We start from the raw sequence: 23891 nt of genomic DNA, 5'->3' as shown, positions 1-23891 counted from the left end.
GGTTTTCATACTCTTCAAAAATCAAATTCAAACCATTCCTTTACTAGTTAAGTATATCACATCCAAGCAAGGAGTCAAGAAAAAAGATGAAAACACCTGAGATGTTTTCATCCTTTAGAATTATTTTTCTTGTTTACGGCTAGTCCAGAGGGCTGTCGCTCCAAGAATCATACCAAGTAGCATCATGAAAATAGATTGCTCACTACCTGTATTTGGAAGTAGTTTCTCTGAGACTACTGTTTTCTTAGCAAACTTATCTGCAACCTTATAATCAACTTTTACAGTAGAAGGTTGAGTCGGTTTTGTTGCTTGGTCTTCTACTGGTTTAGCTGGATCTTGCTCTTTACCTTCTTCAGGAAGTTTAAATGTTTTTGAGTCCACAGAAATCGTGCGTGAATTTGGATTTACCTTTTCATACTGAGTCAAATCAGCTGTTTTTAGATAGTCTTCAAAAGCAGCATCCATTGAAGGACCTTCTTCTCTAGCACCACCAAGCATGGTATAACCGTCACCACCTGCTGCAAGGAAGTCATTGGTTGCTAGGTAGTAGACTTTCGCCAAATCTAGTTTTTCATAAAGACCAGTTGCACGATTCTTCACTTGAATAGCCAGGACGCGTTTACCTGCGACTAGGTTTGTATCGTAGTAGACCTTGGCTCCTGAAATCTGTAAGAATCCACCACTTGGTTCTAGCAATGGTTGACCATTTTCATCCAAGACAGTTTTTCCTGCCTTATCAACCTGCAAGATAGATCCGAGTGATTTTTCAAACATATCCAGAACTTGCTGACCAGTTACTTGGATTTGTGAGATTGTGTTCCCAAATGGTAAAACTGCAATGACATTTCCTTTTGTAATTGGTTTATCCTTGGCAATTGTTTCACGCAAGCCTCCACCATTTGTCACAGCAATATCTGTTGGATGACTAAATCCTGTTTGACCGTACTGGTAGAGAGAATCTGCGACGACATTTCCAAGGTTGGTTTCGCGGACACGGACATTTTCACGGTCACCGTTCAATTCAACTGGGCTATTTGAAACAACTTCTACAGCATTTTCAGCATCATATTTTTCTTTGATTTCTTTGACCATGGCTGCAATCTTTGGATTGGCTTCTAATTTCTTAGCATCTGCAGCAGGTACCTGGCTTGGATTTCCTAATAATTGACGAGAGTTGTAAGTGATTTTACCAACGTTATGGAGATAGCTTCCTGTCTGGTTGTAAGTCACATTGTCACCATAGGTAGTAGATTCTACTGTATGAGAGTGACCATCAATCACTGTAACACGCTTACCTTTCAACAAAGGATTTTTTGAAAGTGCTTCTGCAAGTGTTGAACCACGCCATTCTACAGGTGTTGTTGTATCAACTCCCAAGTGAGCGAGAACAACATAGTGTTTGTAGTCTTTGCCTTCTGCCAAGGCTTTAGCTTGAATTTCTTCGATAACCTTGTTAACCTCTGCAATCGGTTCTGTAAAGGTTACGCCTTTAACATTTTTAGGGTGGGTCTTAGTAGCTGTTTCAGGTGTTGTCACACCGATGACGACAAACTCATCACCTTCAACATTCTTGTTCTTATCAACAATTGTTGCTGCTTCAAATAGACGAGCTCCGTTTACATAAGTATTTGAGCTAAGCAGTGGGAAGTTCAAGATTTCTTTGTATTTTTTAGCTTCGTCAAGTCCAAAGTCAAACTCATGATTTCCTACAGCCATAGCATCGTAGCCCATCTCATTTAGGATTTTGGCACGAGCTTCACCCTTTGTAGAGTTTGAAATCGGCAGACCCTGGAAGGCATCCCCTGCATCTACTACTAGAGTCGTTTGGCTGCCCTTTTCTCGCTCCTTCTCAATAACTGTCGCGAGCTTGGCATCTCCGATTACTCCTTTTTCTTCTACGATACGACCATGCACGTCATTGGTGTGCAAGATAACAGTATCTTTTTCTTCTTTTTGAGTTGCAGCCTCTTCAGCTGGTGTTGCCGGACTTGTAACAACCTCAGGAGCCGCTGCTACTACTGGTGCTTCTGCAGTACTCACAACTTCTGGAGCTTCTGAAGTACTAGTACTTTCTTCAGCATAGACTTGTCCAGCTAAAAAGGCTGGAGCTAATAGGGCTGTCGATAGGACAGGCAACAAAAAACGTTTATTCATATTGAAATCCCTTTCTCTTCTTTCTTTTATCATTATACGCTATTTAGCATCATTTTAAAACTTTTAGCCTTATTTAGGATAAGCTATCCGACATTTCATAAAAAAAGTCTGAACAAAAAGTTCAAACTCCTTTTCTATATTATTGAAAATCTTTAATATTCCCATCGTAATTTGCCCAATCCTGGCTAAAGAAACGGTCATTCATTTGGTAATTAGGTGCTGTTATCGGATTGCTCAAAAAGGGATTTACCACCTTATCAAATGCTAACCAGCCTAACCAACCAATATGAATCGTATCCTTAACAAAGTAGGGATCTCCACCATTTTTTGAAAAGTCAGCGATATTAGTGAAACCCTGACTTTCCAACTGGTAACGAATTTTTTCAATAGAGTGTTGATACATTTCTTCGCTCAAACCTGTATAGTTCATCCATTTTTGATTGACAGGTTGAAAGACAAAGAGCACATTAACCTTAGACTTGGCAAATTGATCGAGCACTAGCTGCAAATCATTGTACTCAGTTGATTGGAGAAAGTTATAATTCTTTTGATAGCCTTCTAAATTTTTTAAGTCCTTCTTTAGTTGAGTGGTATAAAAATGATTTTCCATTCCCAAATCATTATTGGTCGTATTTTCTTCTGCATCTTTACGTGCAATATTTTCCAATTCTTCATAAGAAAATTGTTCTGGGAGACTGCTCAAATATTTCTCAACATGATCTTTGTACTTTAATCGACCATGAATGGAGAATTGACCAAAAAGAGCAGCTTGTCTTTCATTGAACTCGGCAGAGAGATTAACCATCGTTTGATCAAAGTCTGACAATTGTTCATTCTTGGCCAGCTTCTCAACAATCCCCTTCATCGGTACTCTTGGATTTTTCTTCAAGAGTCTAGTAGCCGCATATTGAGCAGCCAGATCTCCGGATTGATTTTCCAAAAAGGCCGTCAACTGGTCATTATTAAAAAAGCTTTGAAAAGTAGGCGCATCGTGCTCCTCTTTTGTAAACCATTGTGGAGAGATTACAAATACCGCTTGTTTGTTTTCAAGCTCAGATGTGATTTGTTGTAGTCCAAAGTACTGACTAAGAGAAGCTGCTCCTGCCTGCCCCATAAAATAAGGACGATAGGAGCGATTATACTTTTCAGCTAATACTCCTGGATGCATGCTATCAAAACGAATCCATTCACTCGAACCCAAAAAGGGTATAAAACGCATATCAGGATCCGTAAGAGCTCTTACTTTTTGACTTCTTTCCTTAAAGCTTTCTGCACTTATCGAAGCGGCAGAGTATTTTTCCTCCATAAGATTATGACTTGGACTACTTGGATAGAAACAGATAAGAAGGCACACCAGCAAGCCCGCTACAAAGACAGGCCCGAAAATCAGCCACAAGCGTTTAAGCATTCTTTAACTCCGTAATCCCTGCTACGATTTTACTAGCTGTATTCCAGTCATCACGACCAAATTCTGTAACAGGGACACGAATATCAAAACGGTTTTCAATCTCCACAATCAACTCAACCGTTCCCATACTATCCAAGACACCTGCATCAAAAAGATCTTCATCCATCATGTCAGAAACATCTTCCATAAACAACTCATCAATAATTTCAATAACTTCTGATTTGATATCCATATTTTATTTCCTTTTATTTTTTAAACCATAAATCATTCAAAAATCCAGAAAAGATTAAGAATGACAGCATGACGACATGGAAGGTGATAACCATGCCAAGCAACTGAATCCAGCGATTCTCAGGTAGAGCAGCTTTCCCTGCTTTTTTCCGTTCCTTATTGAGCGTTTTTTTCTTACGAATCCAAACATCATTAATAACCAAGCCTAATCCATGAAAGAGGCCATAGGCGATATAGTACCAGGTCACTCCATGCCAAAATCCCATAATCAGCATATTTACAATATAGGCCACACTTGAGGTTACATTGCGATTCTTAAAGACCTTCTTTCTGGTCAACACCATGACCATTCGCATAAAGACAAAGTCACGGAACCAGAAAGACAGACTCATGTGCCAGCGATTCCAAAACTCTTTTAAATCCCTAGATAAAAAAGGCTTGTTAAAGTTGATAGGGCTACGGATTCCCATCAAATTTGAAATGGCTAAGGCAAACATAGAGTAGCCTGCAAAGTCAAAGAAAAGTTCTAGACCAAAGGTATACATAACTGCCAAGGCATAGTGGTTAAAAAAGCCACCTGTCTGCAGGGCTAGATTCTTCAGAGGAGGGAGTAAGGTCTCTCCTAAAACATGAGCTAGGATAAACTTATACAAAAAGCCCCACATGATATAACGAACAGATTCATCCAGCATATCCATCAACTCATCCCGCTCAGGAATGGTCTGATAATTTTCATTAAACCGTTTAAAGCGGTCGATTGGGCCACTTGAAAAAGTCGGCATAAAGAGAAGAAAGCGGAGGAATTCCCAGAGGGTGAAATCCTTAATCACTCCATCTCTCAGCTCGATGATAATCCCAACCGAACGAAACGTCAGGTAAGAAATTCCCAAGAACCCAAGCAAAGACTGCGTTCCATTGATAGCTGGTTGCACCTTGACAAAGATAATCGGAAATAGGGACAGAAAACTGACTAAGTAGAAGACCCACTTGCCATCCTTACTTTTTCGATAGTGCTTGTAGAAAAGTAAGAGCAATATTTCCCAGCACAGATAAATACCCAAGGCAGCCAATTGATTAGTCTTCCCACCTACCAACATAGTGACGATAAAGAAGAGGCTAACCAGCACTTCATACCAGGCAAAGCGTTTCTTGAAAAAGAGACCGATAAAGATGGGCAAGGTTGCAGCAATCACATAAACAAAATACTGAGGATTCCCATATGGCTCTAAATGAGGAAGCTGTTGAAAGAACTCCATCATCTCTTATTCACCTCGTTAATCAATCCTTTGATGTCAATTTTTCCATTTGGAGTCAGTGGCAAACTGTCTCGATAAAGGAATTTAGACGGCATCATGTAGGACATCATGATATCTGTTAAATCTTCCTTGATAGCCTTGGTAATATCAATATCTCGCTCAAACTGCTCACGAACACCGTCTTTCAAGATGACATAAGCCAATAGATTTTGCACCTTGTGGTCTTTATTATAACGTGGCACAGCTACAGCAGACTCGATAAAGCGAGACTTATTGAGGTTTTGAGAGACATCTTCTAACTCAATGCGGTAACCGTTGAACTTAATCTGGAAGTCCATGCGTCCGCCGTAGAGAAGTAAGCCTTCATCTGTCATAGTTCCCACATCTCCTGTATGGTAGGCTGGTAGACCTTCAAACTCAAAGAAGGCTTCTGCCGTTTTTTCAGGATTGTTCATATAACCTTTTGAAACGGCTGGTCCAGAAACAATGATTTCTCCCTGTTCGCCATTTGGCAATTTATTGCCTTCCTCGTCAATGATAAAGGTTGGAGAATCAGCCTTGGTATAGCCGATTGGTAGGCGTTTGAGAGTTGCCAACATCTCGTCTGTCACAGCAACAGCTGACAGGGCTACTGTCGCTTCTGTTGGACCGTAGGCATTGATAATATGGGCATTGGGGAAACGCTCACGTAGTTTTTGAGCCGTTTTGACCGTCAATTCTTCGCCATCAAAGTAAAAATGCGTGATACCTGGCATTTTCTCGCTGTTGAAGTCTTCTGATAACATGGCCATATCCGCAAAAGAAGGCGTTGATGTCCAGATAGCGATTGGCAATGAAAAGATGGTCGCAAAGAGTTGCTTAAAATCCTGAGTAATGGCTGAAGGAAGAGCGAAAAGCGTACCACCCAGTGCCAAGGTCGGTGCCCAGTACATGACAGACAGGTCAAAAGAATAAGGTGGCTGAGCCAGCATTTGCGGACGACTTGGCGTCGCAAATTCCTTATCCGTAATCATCCAGTTGGTAAAGCTGAGGAGGTTATCATGTGAAATCTGCACTCCTTTAGGCTTACCAGTTGTACCAGAAGTAAAGATAATGTAGTAGTTATCATCTCCCTTGACTGGATGCGTGATCTCATAACTAGACCCTTGAGCAAAGGCTTCTTGAACCTGAGCTAGAGTCATCATCGGTGTAGAAACCTGCTCCAATGGAAAGTCTGAGATGGCAATAATCAAACTTGGCTCCGCTACTTCTAAAATAGCCGAAACTCGCTCCAAGGCTGAATGACTGTCAATGGGAATATAGGCATGTCCTGACTTAGTCAAGGCTACAAAGGTTGCCAACATTTCATACTCTTGACCACCAAAAACGACTACTGGAGATTTTTCAGGTAATCCTAGCTGATCAATGGTTGCAGCCAAACTATCTGAATCAGCCTTTAAATCACCATAGGTACGTTCCTCACCAAGAACATTATAGACTGGAAAGGTAGGTTGAGTTTGGGCGAAATATTCAATCGCTTCAATCATATCTTTTATCGGCTTATTAGACACGATGATTTTTCTCCTTTAAACTAAAATTCATTGTAAATAAAGCTTCCCTGACTTTGTCCTAGGTAACTAAAAAAGTAAAGCAAACCAAGTAGAACAATAAAATACAGGACCGTTTGCCCTAAAAAAACATAAATTGGTTTCTTTTTATCCATAATTAACTTCTTTTTGTAAATTTTCAATAATTTTATGCAAATATACAATTACTATTTTTTCTTGTTCCCATTTTACCACTTTATTCCCTCTATTTTCAACTGTTTACCATAACTTAAAAGTTCGTTTTAGGTTATTTTAAGACAAGTTAAAATATTAATGTTTTGCCCTCAAAAAACAACAAAGTTTGAGAAGCCAATCTCAAACTTTGTTACAAATAGCTCTTTTATCTTAGAAAAGTGAGAATACAAGCACGGCCAAGGCTGCACCGATAACAGGTCCCACAACTGGAATCCAGGCATAAGACCAGTCTCCATCTCCCTTATTTGGAATTGGCAAGATGCTGTGCATGATACGAGGACCAAGGTCACGCGCAGGATTCAAGGCATAACCTGTTGTCCCACCTAATGATAGACCGATACCGACAATCAAAGTTCCCACTGCAAAGATTCCGATACCAGGCTGAAGGTCATAAAGCCCCAAAGCAAAGATTGTCAACACCAAAACAAAGGTTCCAAGGATTTCACTGATCAAGTTAGAAACTGTATCCTTGATGGCTGGCCCAGTACTGAAGGTTGCCAGGATATTGCCTGCATTTTCTTCTGCATCATAATGCGGTTTGAATTGCAACCAAACCAAAATCTGACCGAGCATAGCTCCTGCAAACTGGGCTAGGATATAAGGGAATACTGATGCCCAAGGCAGGCCACCTTTTAAGGCCACACCAATGGTCACAGCTGGGTTTAAATGAGCTGGACTGAGCTTGCCAGACACAAAGGCTGCGACAGCAACGGCAATCCCCCAACCCATAGTGATGACAATCCATCCTGAATTGTTACTCTTAGTTTTGGGAAGAACTACACCTGCAACAACACCATTTCCTAGAAGAATCAGGATTAAAGTTCCCAAAAATTCTCCAAATAATTCTTTCATCATATCTTTGTCTCCATTTAAAAGAAGGAGAGAGAAAGCAAGGAACGCTTGTCTCCCTCTCTTCTAGTTTTTCTTAATTTTTTAATGCTGCCAAGTCATTTTGAGCAAGAGCTGCTTCGACATCAACACGGTAAGTTGTTTTCTCTTCTTCTGTCCAGTCATAGAATCGTCCCATTTCATCCAAAACTGGCTCAACGATGCTATCCAAGCTATCACGCATAAAGAGCATATGGTTGGTACGACGAAGAAGGAAGTCAACTGGGCTAAGAGCCAACTCATTGCGCATTGCATAGTGAAGGGACAAGGTGTCTGCCAAACTGAGTCCTGGAGCTTGTTCCAAGCTGTGAGCAAGGGCAAAGACCTTTGGTGCATTTGAACCGTAAAGATTTGCCAGATAATGTGCTTCCTTGCTATCCAAACCACGTGATACTCCAAGTTGCGCAAAGGCTTCGATTTCTGAATCTACATTTGCTGGATTCAATTCTCCACCTGAAACAGGATAAGTCTTAGAGTTGATGAGTTTAAAGCTGCGGTCAAACTCTGCTTTCAAAATCTCAACTACGCGCTCCATAGCTCCTTCTGCCATCTTACGGTAGTCTGTGATTTTACCACCAGCAAGGGTCAAAAGGCCATTGTCATCACGGTCCAAGCTAGAACCACGAGAAACTGCAGATGGATCCAAATGTTTCTCAGATGTACTGCTTTCAAGCTTGCTGACAGCAGATTCAACATCTTCACGCGTTTTTTCTTTCGATAGATATGCTTCGACAGTCGCAATCAAAGTATTAAAGCTTTCATCACTGATGGTTCCGTTATTTCCTCCATTGTAGTCAGAAGCGCTATTGCCTGCGATCAATGGACGAAGACCTGCCCAGCTACTTTCGATATCATCAATGGTGATGTTGACTTCTGGGAAGCGGTTGTTGACAATACCAAGTAGATAATCTACATCTTCCTGAGTCACTTTTGGATGTTCCAAATCACCTGTGTAGTCTGTATCAGTTGTACCGAAGTAGGTCTTGTTTTCACGTGGGAGAACAAAGACCATACGACCGTCACCCAAACCTGTGTCAAAGTAAACTGGCTGTGAAACCTTGATCTTGCTTGAGTCCACTACCAAGTGAACTCCCTTAGTTGGACGCATTTGTGAGAATTGTGTTCCCTTATTAGACAAATTGCGTACTTTGTCGCTCCAAGGACCTGTTGTGTTAATAACCAGACGGGCCTTGATTTCAGAGACTCGGTCTGTCAACAAATCACGAGCTACGACACCAGTAATCTTGCCACTTTCGTCAAAGAGGAAGCCTTCTGCCTTCACGTGGTTGGCAATGAGGGCACCGTCTTGGTTGGCACGTTTGATGTTTTCAATCACAAGACGCGCATCGTTGTTACGGAAGTCAAGGTAAACTCCACCTCCTACCAAGCCTTCTTTCTTCAAGTTTGGTTGACGTTCCAAGACTTCTTCCTTGCTCAAGACCTTGTTTGCAGCTGGTGTGTTGTTAACTCCTGCCAAAAGGTCGTACAAATCCATAGCTACTTTCAAACGGAAGAGGCTAAAGGTCGCTCCATCTTCTTCATAAACTGGTAAAAGCATTGGATCTGGCTTTGGAATATGTGGAGCGATTTGTTGAACCACTGCACGTTCAGAAACTGTATCTGATACCACTTCTACGTCGAATTGTTTGAGGTAACGTAGACCTCCGTGGACCAATTTTGTTGAACGGCTAGATGTTCCTTCTGCGAAGTCCTGCATTTCAATCAAACCAGTATCTAGACCACTAGCTGCTGCCTGTAAAGCTACACCAGCCCCTGTGATTCCTCCACCAATAATCAAGAGGTCCAGGGTACGTTCCTGCATTTTTTTAATTGATAATTCACGTGTTTTCTTTGAAAATTCCATATTTACACACTTTCTAACTAAGTCGCTTTATTCTTCCGGTATTAGTCATCTACTTCCGCAAAGACTTGAGTCGCTTTCACAGCCTTCTTCCAGCCCTTGTAGAGTTGTTCCTTGCGAGATTCGTTCATAGATGGCTCAAAAAGTTCCCCAGTCTCGTTCAAGAGCTTCAACTCATCCAAGTCTTTCCAGTAACCTACTGACAAACCTGCTAGGAAGGCTGCTCCTAGAGCAGTTGTTTCCAAGTTTTTGGCGCGTGCGATGTCGATTCCTAAGATGTCCGCTTGGAACTGCATGAGAAAGTTATTCATAGCTGCACCGCCATCCACCTTCAAGACTTGGATAGCTGTCTGAGCATCCACTTGCATGGTATCAATGATATCACGCACTTGATAAGCGATAGATTGCAAGGTTGCCTTGATAAAATCTTCTTTGCTTGTTCCACGAGTTAAGCCAAAGACAGAACCACGAGCATTTTGGTTCCAGTATGGAGCACCTAAACCTGTAAAGGCTGGAACGACATAAACTTCGTCATTATTGTGAGAGTCACGAGCATATTTTTCAGACTCTGGTGAGTTTTCAACCATGCGAAGTCCGTCACGAAGCCATTGAATGGCACTTCCTGCGATGAAGATAGAACCTTCCAAGGCATAGTAAACCTTGCCGTTAATACCATAACCAATGGTTGTCAAGAGGTTGTTTTCAGACAACTGCATTTCTTCACCAGTATTCATGATGATGAAAGAACCTGTTCCGTAAGTATTTTTGACCATACCAGGCTCAAAAGCCAACTGTCCAAAGAGGGCTGCCTGTTGGTCCCCAGCCATACCTGAGATTGGCACTTCACCGCCGTAGAAATGGAAAGGAGCTGTCTTACCGTAGATTTCAGAGTTAGAACGAACTTCTGGAAGCATAGCCTTCGGAATGTTGAGGATTTCCAAAATCTCATCATCCCATTTGAGTTCTTTAATGTTATAAAGCATGGTACGGGCTGCATTTGAGTAGTCGGTCACGTGAGCCGCACCATCAGTCAATTTCCAAACCAACCAAGTATCGATAGTACCAAAGAGCAACTCACCCTTTTCTGCTCGCTCTTGAGCGCCTTCTACATGGTCCAAGATCCAACGAACCTTGGTCGCAGAGAAGTAAGCATCGATGATCAGACCAGTCTTCTCATGGAATTTCTCTACATAACCTTGTTTTTTTAGTTGTTCAGCCAAAGGCGCTGTCTGGCGAGACTGCCAAACGATGGCATTATAGATAGGGAGACCTGTCTTTTTATCCCAAACAACTGTCGTTTCACGCTGGTTGGTAATCCCGATAGCTTGGATTTGATTTGGCTTGATACCGCTTTCGATAAAAGCCCCAGCGATTACTGACTGCACAGAGTTCCAAATTTCATTGGCATTGTGCTCAACCCAACCTGCTTGTGGAAAGATTTGTGTGAATTCTTTTTGACTTGAGCTGACCTTTTCCCCTTTTTTGTTAAAAATAATGGCACGAGAACTGGTAGTCCCTTGGTCAATGGCCATAATGTATTTTTCTTGTGACATGTGCTGTCCTCCTGATAAAGATCTTGAGGTTATTTCCTCTTTACAGTAACTAGTATACAAAATAAAGCGCTTTCTTGTTTATCAAGTTTTTTAAAATTTTAAAAAAAATTGATAAGGATTGTGAGAATTTCACAAAAAAGACCTGGATTCCCAAGCCTTTTAAGCAAATAGTATCTGACGAATCGCTGCCAAATCTTCCATATCTAAGTCGTTTTTTAAATAATATACTGGAGTCTGGTCTTTTTTATGAATAGGATTATTGGTAACCAGCAAATCGTAGTGCCGACTAGGGTCATAGGCTTCAATAGTAATAAAACGATTGTATTCCAAATAGCGTTTCAAGATAGCAGTCATTCTTGAAAAGACAAGAAAACCCGCTGTTACATCTAGACCAATCCGCATATGATGACCGTCATTTTCTGCCATGTATTCCATCAATTGAAGCAATTCCCAAAGTATTTTTTTATCCAAGTCCGTCCCCTGCTGAAAGGCAGGTAAAGCATGAAAAATCTCCTCTGCTATCTCTTTAAAATCATGTTCCATCAGCAAATAAGGATGACGATTCTCTAACTGGTACTTGTAGCGATCCTGTAAAATATAGCCCTTATAGAGATAGACTTGAGCACAAAGCTGACTGAGTTCATAGGTAACGTGATCCTCTGTATAATCACCCAGCAAGCCCTCTTTCTTCATTTTTTGAATCAGTTGCGTCAACAAATCTGCCAGCCGCCCTCCAAACCCAAGGATATACTCCATGGTATGTAGGGGCAAAATGCGATGAGAAAGAAGAAAAGAGAAGAAAATCATCATCTCACCATCCTCAGTTCCCAAAGGAATATGTTGCCCAGCAAAAAAGGACGGTGTCTTTCTCAACAAGCGAAGGTAGAAAATATTGTCAAAATAGCCTCGCATTTTATCTTCTATGATTTGAAATTGACAGGCATTGACACGTAAACGTTGTTGGCTGATATGATTCCACAAAATCAAGTCTAACTTCTGCCCCGAAGACAATTGAGCACCACAGATTTCTTCTAAACTAGCAATCTCCCGCCTTCTCTCAGGCTTTTGCATTTCATTTCCCCATTCCTGACTGGACCAGACCTTGCGGAAAAGACAGAAATAGAAATAGCGAATCTGATGCTCTGGACCTCGCCAACGTCCATTTTGGATGGATAAATCAAATTCTGACAAAATCTGATTTAAACCAGCTAAGTGACGGCCAAGCGTAGCCTCGCTAATCATCAATTCTTGAGCCAGCTGATGGGCTAAAAACTGTTGGTGGTAGAGAATATAGACCAAAATCTGGTATTTAACAGCATTCTCCAAAAACAGGCTCCGAATATCTCTCCCCTTGGTAGCTGCACCGATCGACAGGCGCAGATTTTCATCTTCTAAGGAGATGTTCAGCTCTAAGCCACTATCCAAAGCCTTTTCATTAAGAAGGATGACATATTTGGTTAGGGTTGCTTTTGAAAATCCTGTTTCCTCCATTACAGCCTTGACAGTCGTCTGAGGCTCTTGTAATAGAAAGGAAAGGATTGAAAATTGGCCAGATTCGGCCTTTTCCATCAAATCTCCTAAATACATTTGTTACCCCTTTCATTTTCTACCTTAAGCATAGCATAAATCTTACAAATGCTGAAATAATCTGTTTCTCTTTTTATTTACCTGCTGATTTCCTGATCCATTATCCTGAAAATCAGCAAACACACGGCTCCCCCTTTGGGCATTTTTATGCTAAAATAGTAGCTATGGATAAAATTATTAAAACTATATCAGAAAGCGGAGCCTTTCGTGCTTTTGTCCTTGATAGCACAGAAACCGTCCGCACTGCTCAAGAAAAACATCAAACCCAAGCCAGTTCAACCGTCGCACTTGGTCGCACCCTTATCGCTAGCCAGATTCTCGCAGCTAATGAGAAAGGAAATACCAAACTAACAGTTAAAGTTCTTGGAACGAGCTCTCTCGGTGCCATCATCACAGTCGCAGATACCAAGGGCAACGTCAAAGGCTACGTTCAAAATCCTGGCGTTGACATCAAAAAGACTGCAACGGGTGAAGTCCTAGTCGGTCCTTTTGTCGGCAATGGCCAATTTCTCGTTATCACAGACTATGGCACTGGAAATCCTTACAACTCCATGACTCCTCTCATCTCTGGGGAAATCGGTGAAGACTTGGCATACTACCTGACTGAAAGCCAACAAACGCCGTCAGCAGTTGGTCTAAATGTCCTTTTAGACGAAGAAGACAAGGTCAAAGTAGCAGGTGGCTTCCTTGTTCAAGTTTTGCCAGGAGCCAAGGAAGAAGAAATCGCTCGTTTTGAAAAACGCATCCAAGAAATGCCAGCTATCTCAACCCTTCTGGAAAGCGACGACCATATCGAAGCTCTTCTTAAAGCCATCTATGGTGACGAACCATACAAACGCTTGTCTGAAGAAGAGATTCGTTTCCAATGTGACTGCAGCAAAGAACGCTTTATGAAGGCTCTTTCTAGTCTCCCAAGCTCAGACTTGCAGGAAATGAAGGACCAAGACCACGGGGCAGAAATCACTTGTCAATTCTGTCAAACAACTTACAACTTTAACGAAAATGATCTGGAGGAACTCATTCGTGACAAATCTTAATACACCTTTTATGATTGGCAATGTTGAGATTCCCAATCGTACCGTTTTAGCACCCATGGCCGGCGTGACCAACTCAGCCTTTCGTACCATTGCTAAAGAACTCGGAGCTGGACTCGTTGTCATGGAAATGGTCTCTGACAAGGGAATCCAATACAACAACGAAAAAACTCTTCACATGCTTCATATCGATGAAGGCGAAAACCCAGTCTCTATCCAACTTTTTGGTAGTGATGAAGACAGCCTAGCACGCGCAGCAGAATTCATCCAAGAAAACACCAAGACCGATATCGTGGATATCAACATGGGTTGTCCAGTTAACAAAATCGTGAAGAACGAAGCCGGCGCTATGTGGCTCAAGGATCCCGACAAGATCTACTCTATCATTAACAAAGTTCAATCTGTCCTTGATATCCCACTCACCGTCAAAATGCGTACAGGTTGGGCTGACCCATCTCTAGCTGTGGAAAATGCCCTCGCCGCTGAAGCTGCAGGTGTCTCTGCCCTCGCCATGCATGGCCGTACCCGTGAGCAAATGTATACTGGTCATGCTGATCTTGAGACCTTGCACGACGTAGCCCAAGCTCTGACCAAGATTCCCTTCATCGCCAACGGCGATATCCGTACGGTCCAAGAAGCCAAACAACGCATCGAAGAAGTCGGTGCTGACGCTGTTATGATTGGTCGAGCTGCCATGGGAAATCCCTACCTCTTCAACCAGATCAACCATTACTTTGAAACTGGAGAAATCCTTCCTGATTTAACCTTTGAAGATAAGATGAACATCGCTTACGAGCATTTGAAACGCTTGATTAACCTCAAGGGAGAAAAGGTTGCGGTCCGTGAATTCCGTGGACTCGCTCCTCACTACCTCCGTGGAACATCAGGTGCAGCTAAACTCCGTGGAGCTATCTCACAAGCAAGCACATTAGCCGAGATTGAAGCCCTCTTGCAATTAGATAAGGCTTAAACTTCTATACTACCTATAGAGTATTAGTTTGACTTTCCTAATCGATTTGTTCATACCTTATTTTAATCTACTATAATAGCCACATAACACAAAAAATCTCTTAGATTCATTTCTAAGAGATTTTTTCTTTCTCCTCACAACCAGCCTTCTTCTTCAGCGGTTTTGGCTGCTTCGGTTCGGTTGCTGGCGCCTAGTTTGGAGAGGATATTGGTCATGTAATTACGGACGGTGCCGTTTGAGAGGTAGAGCTTGTCAGCAATTTCTTGATTGGAGAGCCCTTGAGCCACTCCATGTAGAACAGCGACTTCCTGCTCGGTCAATGGATTGGGGTGAGTCATCATGACTTCCATCAGCTCTGGAGAATATTCCTTGCGCCCCTCTAACACCGTATGCAGGGTTTGCATGAGCTCAGCGATGCTTCGCTCTTTCAAGACATAGGCATCTACTCCTGCTTTGACTGCTCGTTCAAAATAACCTGGCCGTTTAAAGGTCGTAACGATAACCACCTTGATTTCAGGCACTTCTTCTTTGATCCACTCAAGTGCTTCTAGTCCCGTCTTGACTGGCATTTCGACGTCAAGGATGGCAATATCTACTGCTTCTTTCCCCAAAACCTCGATAGCCTCGGCTCCATTTTTCGCCTGCAAGACAGCCTCCACATCTGGTTGAAAGCTTAAGAGCTGGCACATAGCATCTCTAAGCATACTTTGATCTTCTGCGACTAATACTCTCATCTACTTTCTCTCCTTATAAGGCAGATGCACGCGCACCTCTGTGGGATCTTCCAAACTGACCAGCTCTACTTGACCTGAGAAGGCCGCTGCACGGTCACGGACTGTATGAAGTTCATTTCCTTTTACAGTTGCAAATCCTTTCCCGTCATCTCTAACTGTCAATAGCAATTCCTGATCTGTGCGTTCCAGTTTTAGATAGGCTTTTTCAGCGCTGGCATGCTTGATGATATTGGTCGCAAGTTCTAACAAAATCATAGCAGCCGTCGACTCGACATCCTGGGTCAAACTAGCCTTGTCCAACTGATTGTCAACCTGAACTTCAATCCCAGCAATTTCCAGCATCTTCTTAACAGTCTCAAGCTCGGAAGCTAGGGTCCGTGATTTCAAATTTTCCACAATGGTTCGCACTTCATTCATGGAATCCTTGCTGATCTGGTGAATTTCTTTTAATTCCTTTTCCACCTGTGGATAAGCCTCCATCTGAAACAACTGCAGGGCCAGATCTGTTTTGACACTCAGCATAGCAAAGGTATGTCCCAAGCTATCATGCAAATCCTGACCGATACGACTGCGTTCATTTTCAGCTAGCAATAGATTTATCTGGGCATTTTGCTTGGCCTGCGCTTCTTTCAAATCCTCTACAATACGAATCCGAACCAAACCAAAAGTCATCAAATCGACAAAAGCAAGAATTACAAGTAGATAGAATAGAAACCCAACTTCGATTCTCTGAATAATCAACAGTTGCCCCACCACAAGCACTTGAGCAAGGAGAAAAGTCCGGACATGTAAAGAATTAAAACTACGTACGCCAAAATGATAAATTAAGAGATTGGAAAGGAAAAAGAAGAACCAGATATAATTTACAGCAACAAAGGCGGTGTTCCCAGCTACATAGACCAGCATGATGCTCCAGAAAAGCCAAGATAGGCGCTGATTCTTAGTTGTTAAAACACCCAAATACGCCACTACAAATAGAATATCAATCAATAAATGCCAGACAGCAAGCTCCCCAATCACTACAGGAAGGATGGGAAAAACCATAAAAATCAAACTGGCCCAATACATATAGTCTATGCTCTTCAGTCTTTCAAGCATTAAGCATTCTCCTTATGACCTTGAAGGTAAATGGTCAAACCAAACAAAACTGCTGAAAAAACAAGTAGATAAACTGTGGCTGATAAATTGATGCCACCCTCATTTAAGAAGGTCTTGATCAATTCCATCAACTGATAGCTTGGTAGACGCTTCCCGATTGCTTGCATCCAATCTGGAAATAAAGAGACAGGCATCCAGAGTCCGCCTAAAACAGCCAAGCCAAAGTAAAGAAGATTGCCTACGACAGACATCAGCTGACTGGACGGTAAGAGAGTCAGGGTTAAGCCAAGTGCTACAAAGGCAACACTTCCTACTATCAGCAAGAACGCAGCCCCAATCCAGTTTCCAAGAGACATATCCACACCTCTTACAAAATGCCCAACTGAGAAAACAACCAGGATTGAGACCAAATAATCAACCATCATACTTGTTATCTTTGATAGATAATATTCTACCATATTTACAGGGCTATGACGTAATATTTTCTGCCAGTTGTTGATCTTATCGGTATGTAAAACAACTGGGAATGAAAAGATAGCTGTCGACATCATGGAAAAAGCCGTCATGGAGATGAGGTAGTCGCGCATAAAATTAGCCGGTCCACCTGGTGTGTCCTGGTACATACCTGAAAAGAATAAATAGAAGGCTGTCGGCATCCCTACGGATAACAGATAATAGACTAATTGTCGTTTGGTCAATAGAAATTCTATCTTATTTAATGCGATCCATCGTTTCATCTTAGTCATCTCCTTTTTGTGTTTCTTCAAAGATTGTATCCAACAAGCTACGATTATTGACTTCAATTTCTTGAATCCTACATCCTGCTTGCACTAACAGTTGCCAAAAAGCATCCGCTTCACGTGTAACTACTTGCAGAGCATCTTGTTTTTGTGACCAGTTTTCAACCAAGTTAGACTGCTCAATGATTTCCTTGTATGCTAGAGGAAGGATAAAGTGCTTTTCAATCTCCTCACTGCGCATGGCTAGAGGTGTTGTATCGCGAATCAACTCTCCCTTATTCAAGACCAAAATCCGATCAGCTGTATGCTCTACCTCTTCGATGTAATGGGACGAATAGAGAATAGTTACTCCCTTAGCTTTTAGCTCCTGGATAATTTCCCAAAAACGTTGACGGGTTGAGGTATCCATGGCCGCAGTCGGTTCATCTAAAAAGACAAGCTTTGGTCGCCCAATCAAGGTCAAGACAAAAGAGAAGAGACGCTTTTGCCCACCTGATAATTTTTCTGCCAATTGCTCTTTTTGTTGCTGGTCAAACTGCAATAGTTGATCGATTTCCTGGTTGCTCAAGGGATTTGGGTAAATGCTTTGAAAGAAAGCAATCAACTCTTTAACCTTTAATTTCTGAACGATGACATTTTCTTGAGGGAGGTAGGATCTTGTGTAGTCTAACTGAGAGCTCGTCACTGGCAAGCCTTGGATGGATACTTGACCGCTGGTGACCAGTTTATCTCCAAGCAAACAGTCCAAGAGTGTGGTCTTTCCAGCACCATTGGGCCCAATCAAGGCGACGCATTCACCTTCAGCTACCTCAAAGGAAATATCCTTCAAAATAGCCTTGCCCTTGATGTTTTTATTTAGGCTTTCTACCTTAATCATGTTCATGATATTCTCCTTTCAGCCACTCCTTTCCCATCGGAAAGACGATAAAAATCATAAATCCTAATCCCCAGGCACCGCGAATGGCTTGGTGCAGGAAGGCTTGATCAAACCAACCTGTAAACATTTCTACCAACCATACCACTAGTGACAGTCCAATAAAAAGAAAGAGAATCGCTTTTTTCATTTTTCAAACTCCTTTTTCACATCTGAGACCAATTTCAAACCTTCTCGGATCAACCAAGACATGATTCCAAAACTTGCAAACAACTCCCAAGGAAAATGATAAAAGCCTTCATCCAATCCTGAAAACATGAGATAAGTCATGACTCCTGCTGCTACTAAACTCATTGCGACAATTACTTTATGTTTCATTTTTTTCTTCCTCCATTTGATACATCTAGTATAATTCTTTGAAGGTAGAATCACTAGAAGCTTCTGTCATGAGGAAATATGACAAATGTCACAAAAAGTTCAGTCAGCTACCAGCTCAAAAACTCATTGCAAACCAAAAAGATCGGGAATCTTTTCCCGACCTCTTTTTTTATTCTTCTTTAAATCCCTGTAATTTTAATGCAGCGAATAGTGCATTAGGCTTTTTAAAGTCTTCTATACCATCCGCTAGTGATTTAAAGAAATATGTGTTTTTTACTTTATCTAAATCTGCTTTTTCAAGATCGAGTTCCATAACGACTCTCATCTTTTTGTCCTCGGTGATAAAATATTCTACATTAACACCAGGCTCGTCCTTGATTTCAAGATACTCTGGACTATCTTCCATAGCTTCACGGAAGATTGCTTGGAATTCTTCAGGAGTAACTCCAGCAGGAATCTCCACGTTCATTTTTCCGAGCATCTCCATCTTGAAGTGTTTAACAACATCCGTATAAACAAAGGTCATAGTGACATCAAATTCATCCATTTTCCCTTTAAGGATTTTTGTTTTTTCTTCTTTTACCTGACTCGACTGACTAGATGAATCAATCGAACTTGCTGTACTACTTGACTCTGTTGTTGCAGTGTTGGTTTGACCACAGCCAGCAAGAGCAAGTAACGCTGCAAAAATCAATCCTAAAACTTTCTTCATTCAAAGTCTCCTATTCCACACTGAAAAGATATGGGTAAACTGGTTGTTGACCTTGGTGGATTTCTACTTCTACATCTTCGAATTCTTCTGCGATTTCTTGGGCGATTTGGTTAGCCAATTCTTCGCTTCCGTCTTCACCGATATAGAAGGTTACGATTTCACTGTCTTCATCCAACATATGTTTCAAAGTTTCAGTCAGAGTTTGGTGCATGTCAGGGTTTGATACGAGAATCTTACCATCTACCATACCAAGATTGTCATTTTCATGGATTTCCAAACCATCGATAGTCGTGTCACGAACGGCTGTTGTTACACTACCGCTGACCACATCACCAAGAGCTGCAGTCATGCGTTCTTTGTTTTCTTCAATTGATTTGCTTGGGTCGAAGGCAAGAAGACTAGTCAATCCTTGAGGAAGGGTACGAGCTTCTACCACTACTGCTGGTTGTTCTAAGACTTCAGCTGCAGATTGAGCTGCCATGAAGATATTTTTGTTGTTTGGCAAGAAGATGATGTTACGAGCATTAACTTGCTCAACAGCCTTGATAAAGTCTTCTGTCGAAGGGTTCATGGTTTGTCCACCTTCGATAACATAGTCCACACCTTGAGCACGGAAGATGTCTGCCAAGCCTTGTCCAGCTACTACTGCGATAAGGGCGTATTCTTTTTCTTCAGCTGGTTTGCTAACTTTAGCTTCTTTTTCCACTTGTGCTTCGTGTTGGTTACGCATGTTATCGACTTTAACCTTAACCAAGCTACCATATTTGAGACCTTCTTGCATGACAAGACCTGGATCTTCTGTATGGACGTGAACTTTAACGATTTCGTCATCATTAACAACAAGTAGAGAATCCCCAAGGTCATTCAAGTAGTTACGGAATTCATCGTAGTCAAAGTCTTTAGCATAAGTTGGACCTTGCTTAAGGGCAACCATGATCTCCGTACAGTAACCAAAAGTGATATCTTCTGTTGCCACATGTCCAGCTACAGACTTATGGTGTTCTGCATTGATCATTTCACTCATGTTGGCTGGAGTAGCGACAAAGTCCTCAGAAGCGCTGTATTCGCCAGTAAGAGCTGAAAGGAAACCTTCATAGATGAAGACCAAACCTTGACCACCAGAGTCCACAACACCAACTTCCTTCAAGACTGGAAGCATGTCCGGAGTCTTAGCAAGGGCTGTTTTAGCTCCTTCTAAGGCAGCGCGCATAACCTCAATGGCATCGTCTGTCTGCTCGGCTTTTTTCTTAGCACCGATGGCAGCACCACGTGATACAGTCAAGATTGTTCCTTCAACTGGCTTCATAACAGCCTTGTAGGCTACTTCAACACCAGATTGGAAGGCAAGAGCTAGGTCTTTCCCTGTTAACTCTTCTTTTGTCTTAATGGCTTGCGAGAATCCGCGGAAAAGCTGAGAAGTGATAACTCCTGAGTTCCCACGCGCACCCATCAACAGACCTTTAGCCAAGATACTTGCAGCCTCACCAACAGTTGAAGCTGGTTTGTCTGCTACTTCTTTAGCACCATTTTCGATAGTCATTCCCATGTTTGTTCCTGTATCTCCATCTGGAACTGGGAAGACGTTTAATGAATTGACATATTCGGCTTGCTTGTTCAAACGAGTAGATGCAGCCTGTACCATTTCTTGAAATAAGCTTGTAGTAATATTTGACACGATTATTCTCCTACAACTTTGATATTTTGAATGTAGACATTCACAGTTTGAGCAGTGATGCCAAGTTGGTTTTCCAAACTAAAGCGTACACGCTCTTGGATGTTTTTTGAGACTTCACTAATCTTAGTTCCATAGCTCAACACGGTATATACATCAACTGCAATGCTACCATCTTCGGCCGCTTTTACAACGACACCTTTAGAATAATTTTCCTTCCCAAGGAGGGCTTGGAAATTATCTTTGAGGGCTTTCTTACTTGCCATACCGACCACACCAAAAATCTCAGTTGCTGCACCGCCTACAACGGTAGCAATCACTTCATCTGTTAGTTCGATTTGACCATCTTTTGTATTAATTTTTACAGTCATTTTTTCTACCTCAACTAGTTGATACTCTATTTTATCATATTTCAAGCCAAGTGTAAAAGCAGAATACTGTATCGGCGGATATTTGCTCCTTTGACAAGGGATTTTGAGCTCAGAGCAAAAGAAAAAGACCTGATGGCCTTTTACTCTTTATTAAACGCGTTCTACTTTACCTGATTTCAAAGCACGAGCTGAAGCCCAAACTTTTTTAGGTTTACCATCGATAAGTACAGTAACTTTTTGAAGGTTTGGTTTTACGGCACGTTTTGTTTGGTTCATCGCGTGTGAACGGTTGTTTCCTGATACAGTCTTACGACCTGTAAAGTAACATACTTTAGCCATTTGTGTTTTCCTCCTATTAGATCTAATATAGCGGATGTGCTAGCACCACATACTGTACTATGTTATCACACTTTCTCTTTTTTGGCAAGGAGATTGGAATATTTTTTTTATTTAACGTAAACAACTCCCAATTTCCCAAAAGCTACGTCTCCACGGATAATCAAAGTTTTGCTGGTTGGGGCTACAGGAGCATCTGCCTTGGCCGCACCACAAAAAGTTTCCACCTTCAGGTCCACTCTCCAGTGTTGGGGCACATAGATAACTGCATTCCCAAATCCGACTTCGATATTCAGAGTAGCAAAATCACCTAACATCTCTGCATTGTCATAATAGATTTTGGCATTCCCAAATCCGACTTCAAACTCGTCTTCTACCAATTCTTGGTCTTGCTTGTAAAATGTACCCGCCCCAAAAGCGACTTCCTTGTCTGTCAGAATAGTCTTTTCACCGTCATACCACCATTTTTTCCCATTCCAAGTTCTGTTAGTATGAGTCAGCATACTTACTCCAAGCACGATGAGAACACTTGCCCAGAACAGTGACTGATTGGGAATCGGTAGAATGTCATAAAAATGATTAGCAATCATGAGGGCCACTAGGGCTGTAAAAGAGGCTGAAGTTAAGTGACGACGCAACAAAGCTTCAACTGATTGGTAAGCAAAAAATCCAATACCGATCAAGGGCCAAATCTGCCCTCCTAGAGAAGGAATTCCAAAATTTCCCTGCAATAATACTAAAGCTGCCAATACTAGCAATACAATACCAAATGCTTTCTTTTTCATGTTCTTACCTCATGTTTCTTAGATTTTCTTTTAGGAGGGATTGGTAGTGTCGTGACACGTGCACCTCCTTGTGGGTCTGATAAAAGGAAATAGTTCCTGTACCTGAGAAGGACTTGTCCACCGAGTAAACCTGCCGGATATTGGCAATGGTCGACTTGGATACCCGACTAAAATAGCGGGGGAGAATGGACTCCAACTCATAAAGCTTGAGTCGAACCTCGTAGGCTTCTTTCTGGGTATGAGCGTAAATCTTGCTACCTTCTGTCTCAAAAAAGAGAATTTCCGACAAGTCTAAGTAGTACTCACCCGTCCCCTTGTAAAAAATCAACCTAGGAGCTTTGGTTTCTTGCAAGAGTCGTTGCAAATCAGCTATCTCATCTGTCAGGGCTGCAGCCTTGATGACAATCTCTGTCTCAGTTAATTCACTATCAATCTCGATTCGTAACTTCATCCTATCTCCTTTCTGCATCTACTATACCAAAGCCTAAAAGACTTTACAAGGGCAAAAAAGCAAGTGGTCACTTTTGACCCGTAAGTGGTTACGAGGCCAAGCCCACTTGCTTTGCTTCTTACAAAATAAAGAAAAGAATTCCCAAAAGGAGGCCACAGGCATAGCCTACCAGAACATCCTTGGGATAATGAACGCCTCCTAAGACCCGCACAAGACCGAGAAGAGCTGACAAGATCAATAAAATCAATCCCACTGGTAAACTTGCGTGAAAACAAGCCATAGAAATGATAGTCGCTGAAAAGACATGGCGACTGGGCATTGAATTGCCAGAGCTGTCCTTGTCTAGTAGCGGAATAATTTCCCAAGTCTCATAAGGACGCGGTTGATTGATCCACTTACGAACAAGCGTCAATAGGACAAAGCCAGAAGCTGGCACTAAGATATAAGCATAAAGGTCGTTCCCAATTCCTTTACTTACAAAGTTTGTCCCCAACAAGGTCAAGTAAGCCAAGGGCATCAGAACTGTCATCATGCGATTAAAGACTCGCATCAATTGCAATAATTGTGGATGTCGAAGGAGACTTGATTTCCTCTTCTCGTACCATTCTTGATAGTTTTTCATGTCTATTTCTCATACTTTTCTAGGACCTGCTGAGTTGTTTTACCCTTGGCAAGCCAGTCCACTAATTTGTCCAGACGGCGGATTTCCTGCATCAGAGGGTCCTCAATTTCCTCAATACGAATCCCACAAATCTTACCTGTAATCGCAATCCGTTCAGGTACATAAGACGGTGCCTGTCGAAAAAAATCTCCATAAGTAAGGTCCCTATCCAGACAAGCAAGGATCTCACTCACTTCATAACCTGTCAGCCAACTGGTCACTTGGTGAACGGACTCTGCCCTTCCACCCTTTCGCTCAACCTTTGCAATCAAGGCTGGATAGACAGCAGAAAATTTCATATTGTATAATTTTTGACTCATACTTTCCTCTTTCTATTATACCAGTATAAAGAAGAA

26 protein-coding genes are annotated in these 23891 nt (G+C 41.9%); 2 read left to right on the top strand and 24 right to left on the bottom strand.

Annotated elements, in window-relative coordinates; genetic code table 11:
* Positions 1–120: 120 nt before the first annotated feature.
* From nt5e to QM928_RS07955, 10 genes are all read right to left on the bottom strand, one after another.
* Positions 121–2154 (bottom strand): cell surface ecto-5'-nucleotidase Nt5e, encoded by a 2034-nt coding sequence (gene nt5e / locus QM928_RS08000; RefSeq protein ID WP_414294954.1) that lies wholly within the window; start codon positions 2152–2154, stop codon positions 121–123.
* A 139-nt stretch (positions 2155–2293) separates the two neighbouring features.
* Positions 2294–3562: a D-alanyl-lipoteichoic acid biosynthesis protein DltD gene (dltD, locus tag QM928_RS07995; protein WP_414294955.1), complete on the bottom strand. Its 1269-nt coding sequence runs from the start codon at positions 3560–3562 to the stop codon at positions 2294–2296.
* Positions 3555–3794, bottom strand: coding sequence for a D-alanine--poly(phosphoribitol) ligase subunit DltC (gene dltC / locus QM928_RS07990; RefSeq protein ID WP_414294956.1), 240 nt, complete (start codon positions 3792–3794; stop codon positions 3555–3557). Before dltC ends, dltD begins: the two co-directional genes overlap by 8 nt.
* Before the next feature lie 13 nt (positions 3795–3807).
* A complete protein-coding gene (gene dltB, locus QM928_RS07985; RefSeq protein ID WP_261048694.1) occupies positions 3808–5052 on the bottom strand; it encodes a D-alanyl-lipoteichoic acid biosynthesis protein DltB in 1245 nt (414 codons plus the stop codon).
* Entirely contained in the window at positions 5049–6599 is a 1551-nt protein-coding gene (gene dltA, locus QM928_RS07980; protein WP_414294957.1) for a D-alanine--poly(phosphoribitol) ligase subunit DltA, read from the bottom strand. The genes dltB and dltA overlap by 4 nt, the downstream gene beginning before the upstream one ends.
* 20 nt (positions 6600–6619) lie before the next feature.
* On the bottom strand, positions 6620–6751 hold the full coding sequence (locus QM928_RS07975; protein ID WP_000358457.1) for a teichoic acid D-Ala incorporation-associated protein DltX: 132 nt from the start codon (positions 6749–6751) through the stop codon (positions 6620–6622).
* A 229-nt stretch (positions 6752–6980) separates the two neighbouring features.
* Positions 6981–7685 (bottom strand): MIP/aquaporin family protein, encoded by a 705-nt coding sequence (locus tag QM928_RS07970; RefSeq protein WP_281335296.1) that lies wholly within the window; start codon positions 7683–7685, stop codon positions 6981–6983.
* 70 nt (positions 7686–7755) lie between these two features.
* Positions 7756–9582 (bottom strand): type 1 glycerol-3-phosphate oxidase, encoded by a 1827-nt coding sequence (gene glpO, locus QM928_RS07965; protein WP_414294958.1) that lies wholly within the window; start codon positions 9580–9582, stop codon positions 7756–7758.
* 41 nt (positions 9583–9623) lie between these two features.
* Complete coding sequence (gene glpK, locus QM928_RS07960; RefSeq protein WP_414294959.1) at positions 9624–11132, bottom strand: glycerol kinase GlpK; 1509 nt, start codon at positions 11130–11132, stop codon at positions 9624–9626.
* Between the two features lie 159 nt (positions 11133–11291).
* Positions 11292–12719, bottom strand: coding sequence for a helix-turn-helix domain-containing protein (locus QM928_RS07955; protein ID WP_414294960.1), 1428 nt, complete (start codon positions 12717–12719; stop codon positions 11292–11294).
* Positions 12720–12883: 164 nt separating this feature from the next.
* Here QM928_RS07955 and hslO point away from each other — a divergent pair, with 164 nt between their 5' ends.
* Entirely contained in the window at positions 12884–13756 is an 873-nt protein-coding gene (gene hslO / locus QM928_RS07950; protein ID WP_414294961.1) for an Hsp33 family molecular chaperone HslO, read from the top strand.
* Positions 13743–14723 (top strand): tRNA dihydrouridine synthase DusB, encoded by a 981-nt coding sequence (dusB, locus tag QM928_RS07945; RefSeq protein WP_414294962.1) that lies wholly within the window; start codon positions 13743–13745, stop codon positions 14721–14723. Before hslO ends, dusB begins: the two co-directional genes overlap by 14 nt.
* 134 nt (positions 14724–14857) lie before the next feature.
* On the opposite strand, the gene QM928_RS07940 is transcribed toward dusB, so the two are convergent.
* From QM928_RS07940 to QM928_RS07875, 14 genes are all read right to left on the bottom strand, one after another.
* Positions 14858–15457 (bottom strand): response regulator transcription factor, encoded by a 600-nt coding sequence (locus QM928_RS07940; protein ID WP_414294963.1) that lies wholly within the window; start codon positions 15455–15457, stop codon positions 14858–14860.
* On the bottom strand, positions 15458–16555 hold the full coding sequence (locus QM928_RS07935) for a sensor histidine kinase (RefSeq protein WP_414294964.1): 1098 nt from the start codon (positions 16553–16555) through the stop codon (positions 15458–15460). It lies immediately after the preceding gene.
* Positions 16555–17292 (bottom strand): ABC transporter permease, encoded by a 738-nt coding sequence (locus tag QM928_RS07930; RefSeq protein ID WP_223338424.1) that lies wholly within the window; start codon positions 17290–17292, stop codon positions 16555–16557. The genes QM928_RS07935 and QM928_RS07930 overlap by 1 nt, the downstream gene beginning before the upstream one ends.
* 1 nt (position 17293) lies before the next feature.
* Complete coding sequence (locus tag QM928_RS07925; protein WP_414294965.1) at positions 17294–18178, bottom strand: ABC transporter ATP-binding protein; 885 nt, start codon at positions 18176–18178, stop codon at positions 17294–17296.
* Positions 18165–18359, bottom strand: coding sequence for a hypothetical protein (locus QM928_RS07920; protein WP_414294966.1), 195 nt, complete (start codon positions 18357–18359; stop codon positions 18165–18167). Before QM928_RS07920 ends, QM928_RS07925 begins: the two co-directional genes overlap by 14 nt.
* The gene (locus QM928_RS07915) at positions 18356–18547 is read right to left on the bottom strand and encodes a hypothetical protein (RefSeq protein WP_006152799.1); all 192 of its coding nucleotides are present in this window, start codon (positions 18545–18547) and stop codon (positions 18356–18358) included. The genes QM928_RS07920 and QM928_RS07915 overlap by 4 nt, the downstream gene beginning before the upstream one ends.
* Before the next feature lie 169 nt (positions 18548–18716).
* On the bottom strand, positions 18717–19259 hold the full coding sequence (locus QM928_RS07910) for an SP0191 family lipoprotein (protein WP_414294967.1): 543 nt from the start codon (positions 19257–19259) through the stop codon (positions 18717–18719).
* Positions 19260–19269: 10 nt separating this feature from the next.
* Positions 19270–20934, bottom strand: coding sequence for a DAK2 domain-containing protein (locus tag QM928_RS07905; protein ID WP_414294968.1), 1665 nt, complete (start codon positions 20932–20934; stop codon positions 19270–19272).
* Between the two features lie 2 nt (positions 20935–20936).
* Positions 20937–21302: an Asp23/Gls24 family envelope stress response protein gene (locus tag QM928_RS07900; protein ID WP_000216431.1), complete on the bottom strand. Its 366-nt coding sequence runs from the start codon at positions 21300–21302 to the stop codon at positions 20937–20939.
* Positions 21303–21452: 150 nt separating this feature from the next.
* Positions 21453–21641: a 50S ribosomal protein L28 gene (rpmB, locus tag QM928_RS07895; protein WP_001140948.1), complete on the bottom strand. Its 189-nt coding sequence runs from the start codon at positions 21639–21641 to the stop codon at positions 21453–21455.
* Between the two features lie 107 nt (positions 21642–21748).
* Complete coding sequence (locus QM928_RS07890; RefSeq protein ID WP_248034429.1) at positions 21749–22423, bottom strand: LiaF transmembrane domain-containing protein; 675 nt, start codon at positions 22421–22423, stop codon at positions 21749–21751.
* Between the two features lie 4 nt (positions 22424–22427).
* Entirely contained in the window at positions 22428–22874 is a 447-nt protein-coding gene (locus tag QM928_RS07885; RefSeq protein ID WP_000776599.1) for a LytTR family DNA-binding domain-containing protein, read from the bottom strand.
* Positions 22875–22992: 118 nt separating this feature from the next.
* Complete coding sequence (locus QM928_RS07880) at positions 22993–23496, bottom strand: phosphatase PAP2 family protein (protein ID WP_414294969.1); 504 nt, start codon at positions 23494–23496, stop codon at positions 22993–22995.
* Positions 23497–23498: 2 nt separating this feature from the next.
* A complete protein-coding gene (locus QM928_RS07875) occupies positions 23499–23855 on the bottom strand; it encodes a DUF2200 domain-containing protein (RefSeq protein ID WP_414294970.1) in 357 nt (118 codons plus the stop codon).
* Between the last annotated feature and the right edge of the window lie 36 nt (positions 23856–23891).

The organism is Streptococcus infantis (genome assembly GCF_047460405.1).
Lineage (GTDB): Bacteria > Bacillota > Bacilli > Lactobacillales > Streptococcaceae > Streptococcus > Streptococcus infantis_Q.
This window is presented reverse-complemented; position numbering and strand designations above follow the sequence as displayed.

What these genes read in the sequence shown, in the direction of transcription:
- nt5e (WP_414294954.1), bottom strand. Translation starts at nt 2,154, where the DNA reads ATGAATAAACGTTTTTTGTTGCCTGTCCTATCGACAGCCCTATTAGCT.
- dltD (WP_414294955.1), bottom strand. Translation starts at nt 3,562, where the DNA reads ATGCTTAAACGCTTGTGGCTGATTTTCGGGCCTGTCTTTGTAGCGGGC.
- dltC (WP_414294956.1), bottom strand. Translation starts at nt 3,794, where the DNA reads ATGGATATCAAATCAGAAGTTATTGAAATTATTGATGAGTTGTTTATG.
- dltB (WP_261048694.1), bottom strand. Translation starts at nt 5,052, where the DNA reads ATGATGGAGTTCTTTCAACAGCTTCCTCATTTAGAGCCATATGGGAAT.
- QM928_RS07975 (WP_000358457.1), bottom strand. Translation starts at nt 6,751, where the DNA reads ATGGATAAAAAGAAACCAATTTATGTTTTTTTAGGGCAAACGGTCCTG.
- QM928_RS07970 (WP_281335296.1), bottom strand. Translation starts at nt 7,685, where the DNA reads ATGATGAAAGAATTATTTGGAGAATTTTTGGGAACTTTAATCCTGATT.
- glpO (WP_414294958.1), bottom strand. Translation starts at nt 9,582, where the DNA reads ATGGAATTTTCAAAGAAAACACGTGAATTATCAATTAAAAAAATGCAG.
- glpK (WP_414294959.1), bottom strand. Translation starts at nt 11,132, where the DNA reads ATGTCACAAGAAAAATACATTATGGCCATTGACCAAGGGACTACCAGT.
- QM928_RS07955 (WP_414294960.1), bottom strand. Translation starts at nt 12,719, where the DNA reads ATGTATTTAGGAGATTTGATGGAAAAGGCCGAATCTGGCCAATTTTCA.
- hslO (WP_414294961.1), top strand. Translation starts at nt 12,884, where the DNA reads ATGGATAAAATTATTAAAACTATATCAGAAAGCGGAGCCTTTCGTGCT.
- QM928_RS07940 (WP_414294963.1), bottom strand. Translation starts at nt 15,457, where the DNA reads ATGAGAGTATTAGTCGCAGAAGATCAAAGTATGCTTAGAGATGCTATG.
- QM928_RS07935 (WP_414294964.1), bottom strand. Translation starts at nt 16,555, where the DNA reads ATGCTTGAAAGACTGAAGAGCATAGACTATATGTATTGGGCCAGTTTG.
- QM928_RS07930 (WP_223338424.1), bottom strand. Translation starts at nt 17,292, where the DNA reads ATGAAACGATGGATCGCATTAAATAAGATAGAATTTCTATTGACCAAA.
- QM928_RS07925 (WP_414294965.1), bottom strand. Translation starts at nt 18,178, where the DNA reads ATGAACATGATTAAGGTAGAAAGCCTAAATAAAAACATCAAGGGCAAG.
- QM928_RS07920 (WP_414294966.1), bottom strand. Translation starts at nt 18,359, where the DNA reads ATGAAAAAAGCGATTCTCTTTCTTTTTATTGGACTGTCACTAGTGGTA.
- QM928_RS07915 (WP_006152799.1), bottom strand. Translation starts at nt 18,547, where the DNA reads ATGAAACATAAAGTAATTGTCGCAATGAGTTTAGTAGCAGCAGGAGTC.
- QM928_RS07910 (WP_414294967.1), bottom strand. Translation starts at nt 19,259, where the DNA reads ATGAAGAAAGTTTTAGGATTGATTTTTGCAGCGTTACTTGCTCTTGCT.
- QM928_RS07900 (WP_000216431.1), bottom strand. Translation starts at nt 21,302, where the DNA reads ATGACTGTAAAAATTAATACAAAAGATGGTCAAATCGAACTAACAGAT.
- rpmB (WP_001140948.1), bottom strand. Translation starts at nt 21,641, where the DNA reads ATGGCTAAAGTATGTTACTTTACAGGTCGTAAGACTGTATCAGGAAAC.
- QM928_RS07890 (WP_248034429.1), bottom strand. Translation starts at nt 22,423, where the DNA reads ATGAAAAAGAAAGCATTTGGTATTGTATTGCTAGTATTGGCAGCTTTA.
- QM928_RS07885 (WP_000776599.1), bottom strand. Translation starts at nt 22,874, where the DNA reads ATGAAGTTACGAATCGAGATTGATAGTGAATTAACTGAGACAGAGATT.
- QM928_RS07880 (WP_414294969.1), bottom strand. Translation starts at nt 23,496, where the DNA reads ATGAAAAACTATCAAGAATGGTACGAGAAGAGGAAATCAAGTCTCCTT.
- QM928_RS07875 (WP_414294970.1), bottom strand. Translation starts at nt 23,855, where the DNA reads ATGAGTCAAAAATTATACAATATGAAATTTTCTGCTGTCTATCCAGCC.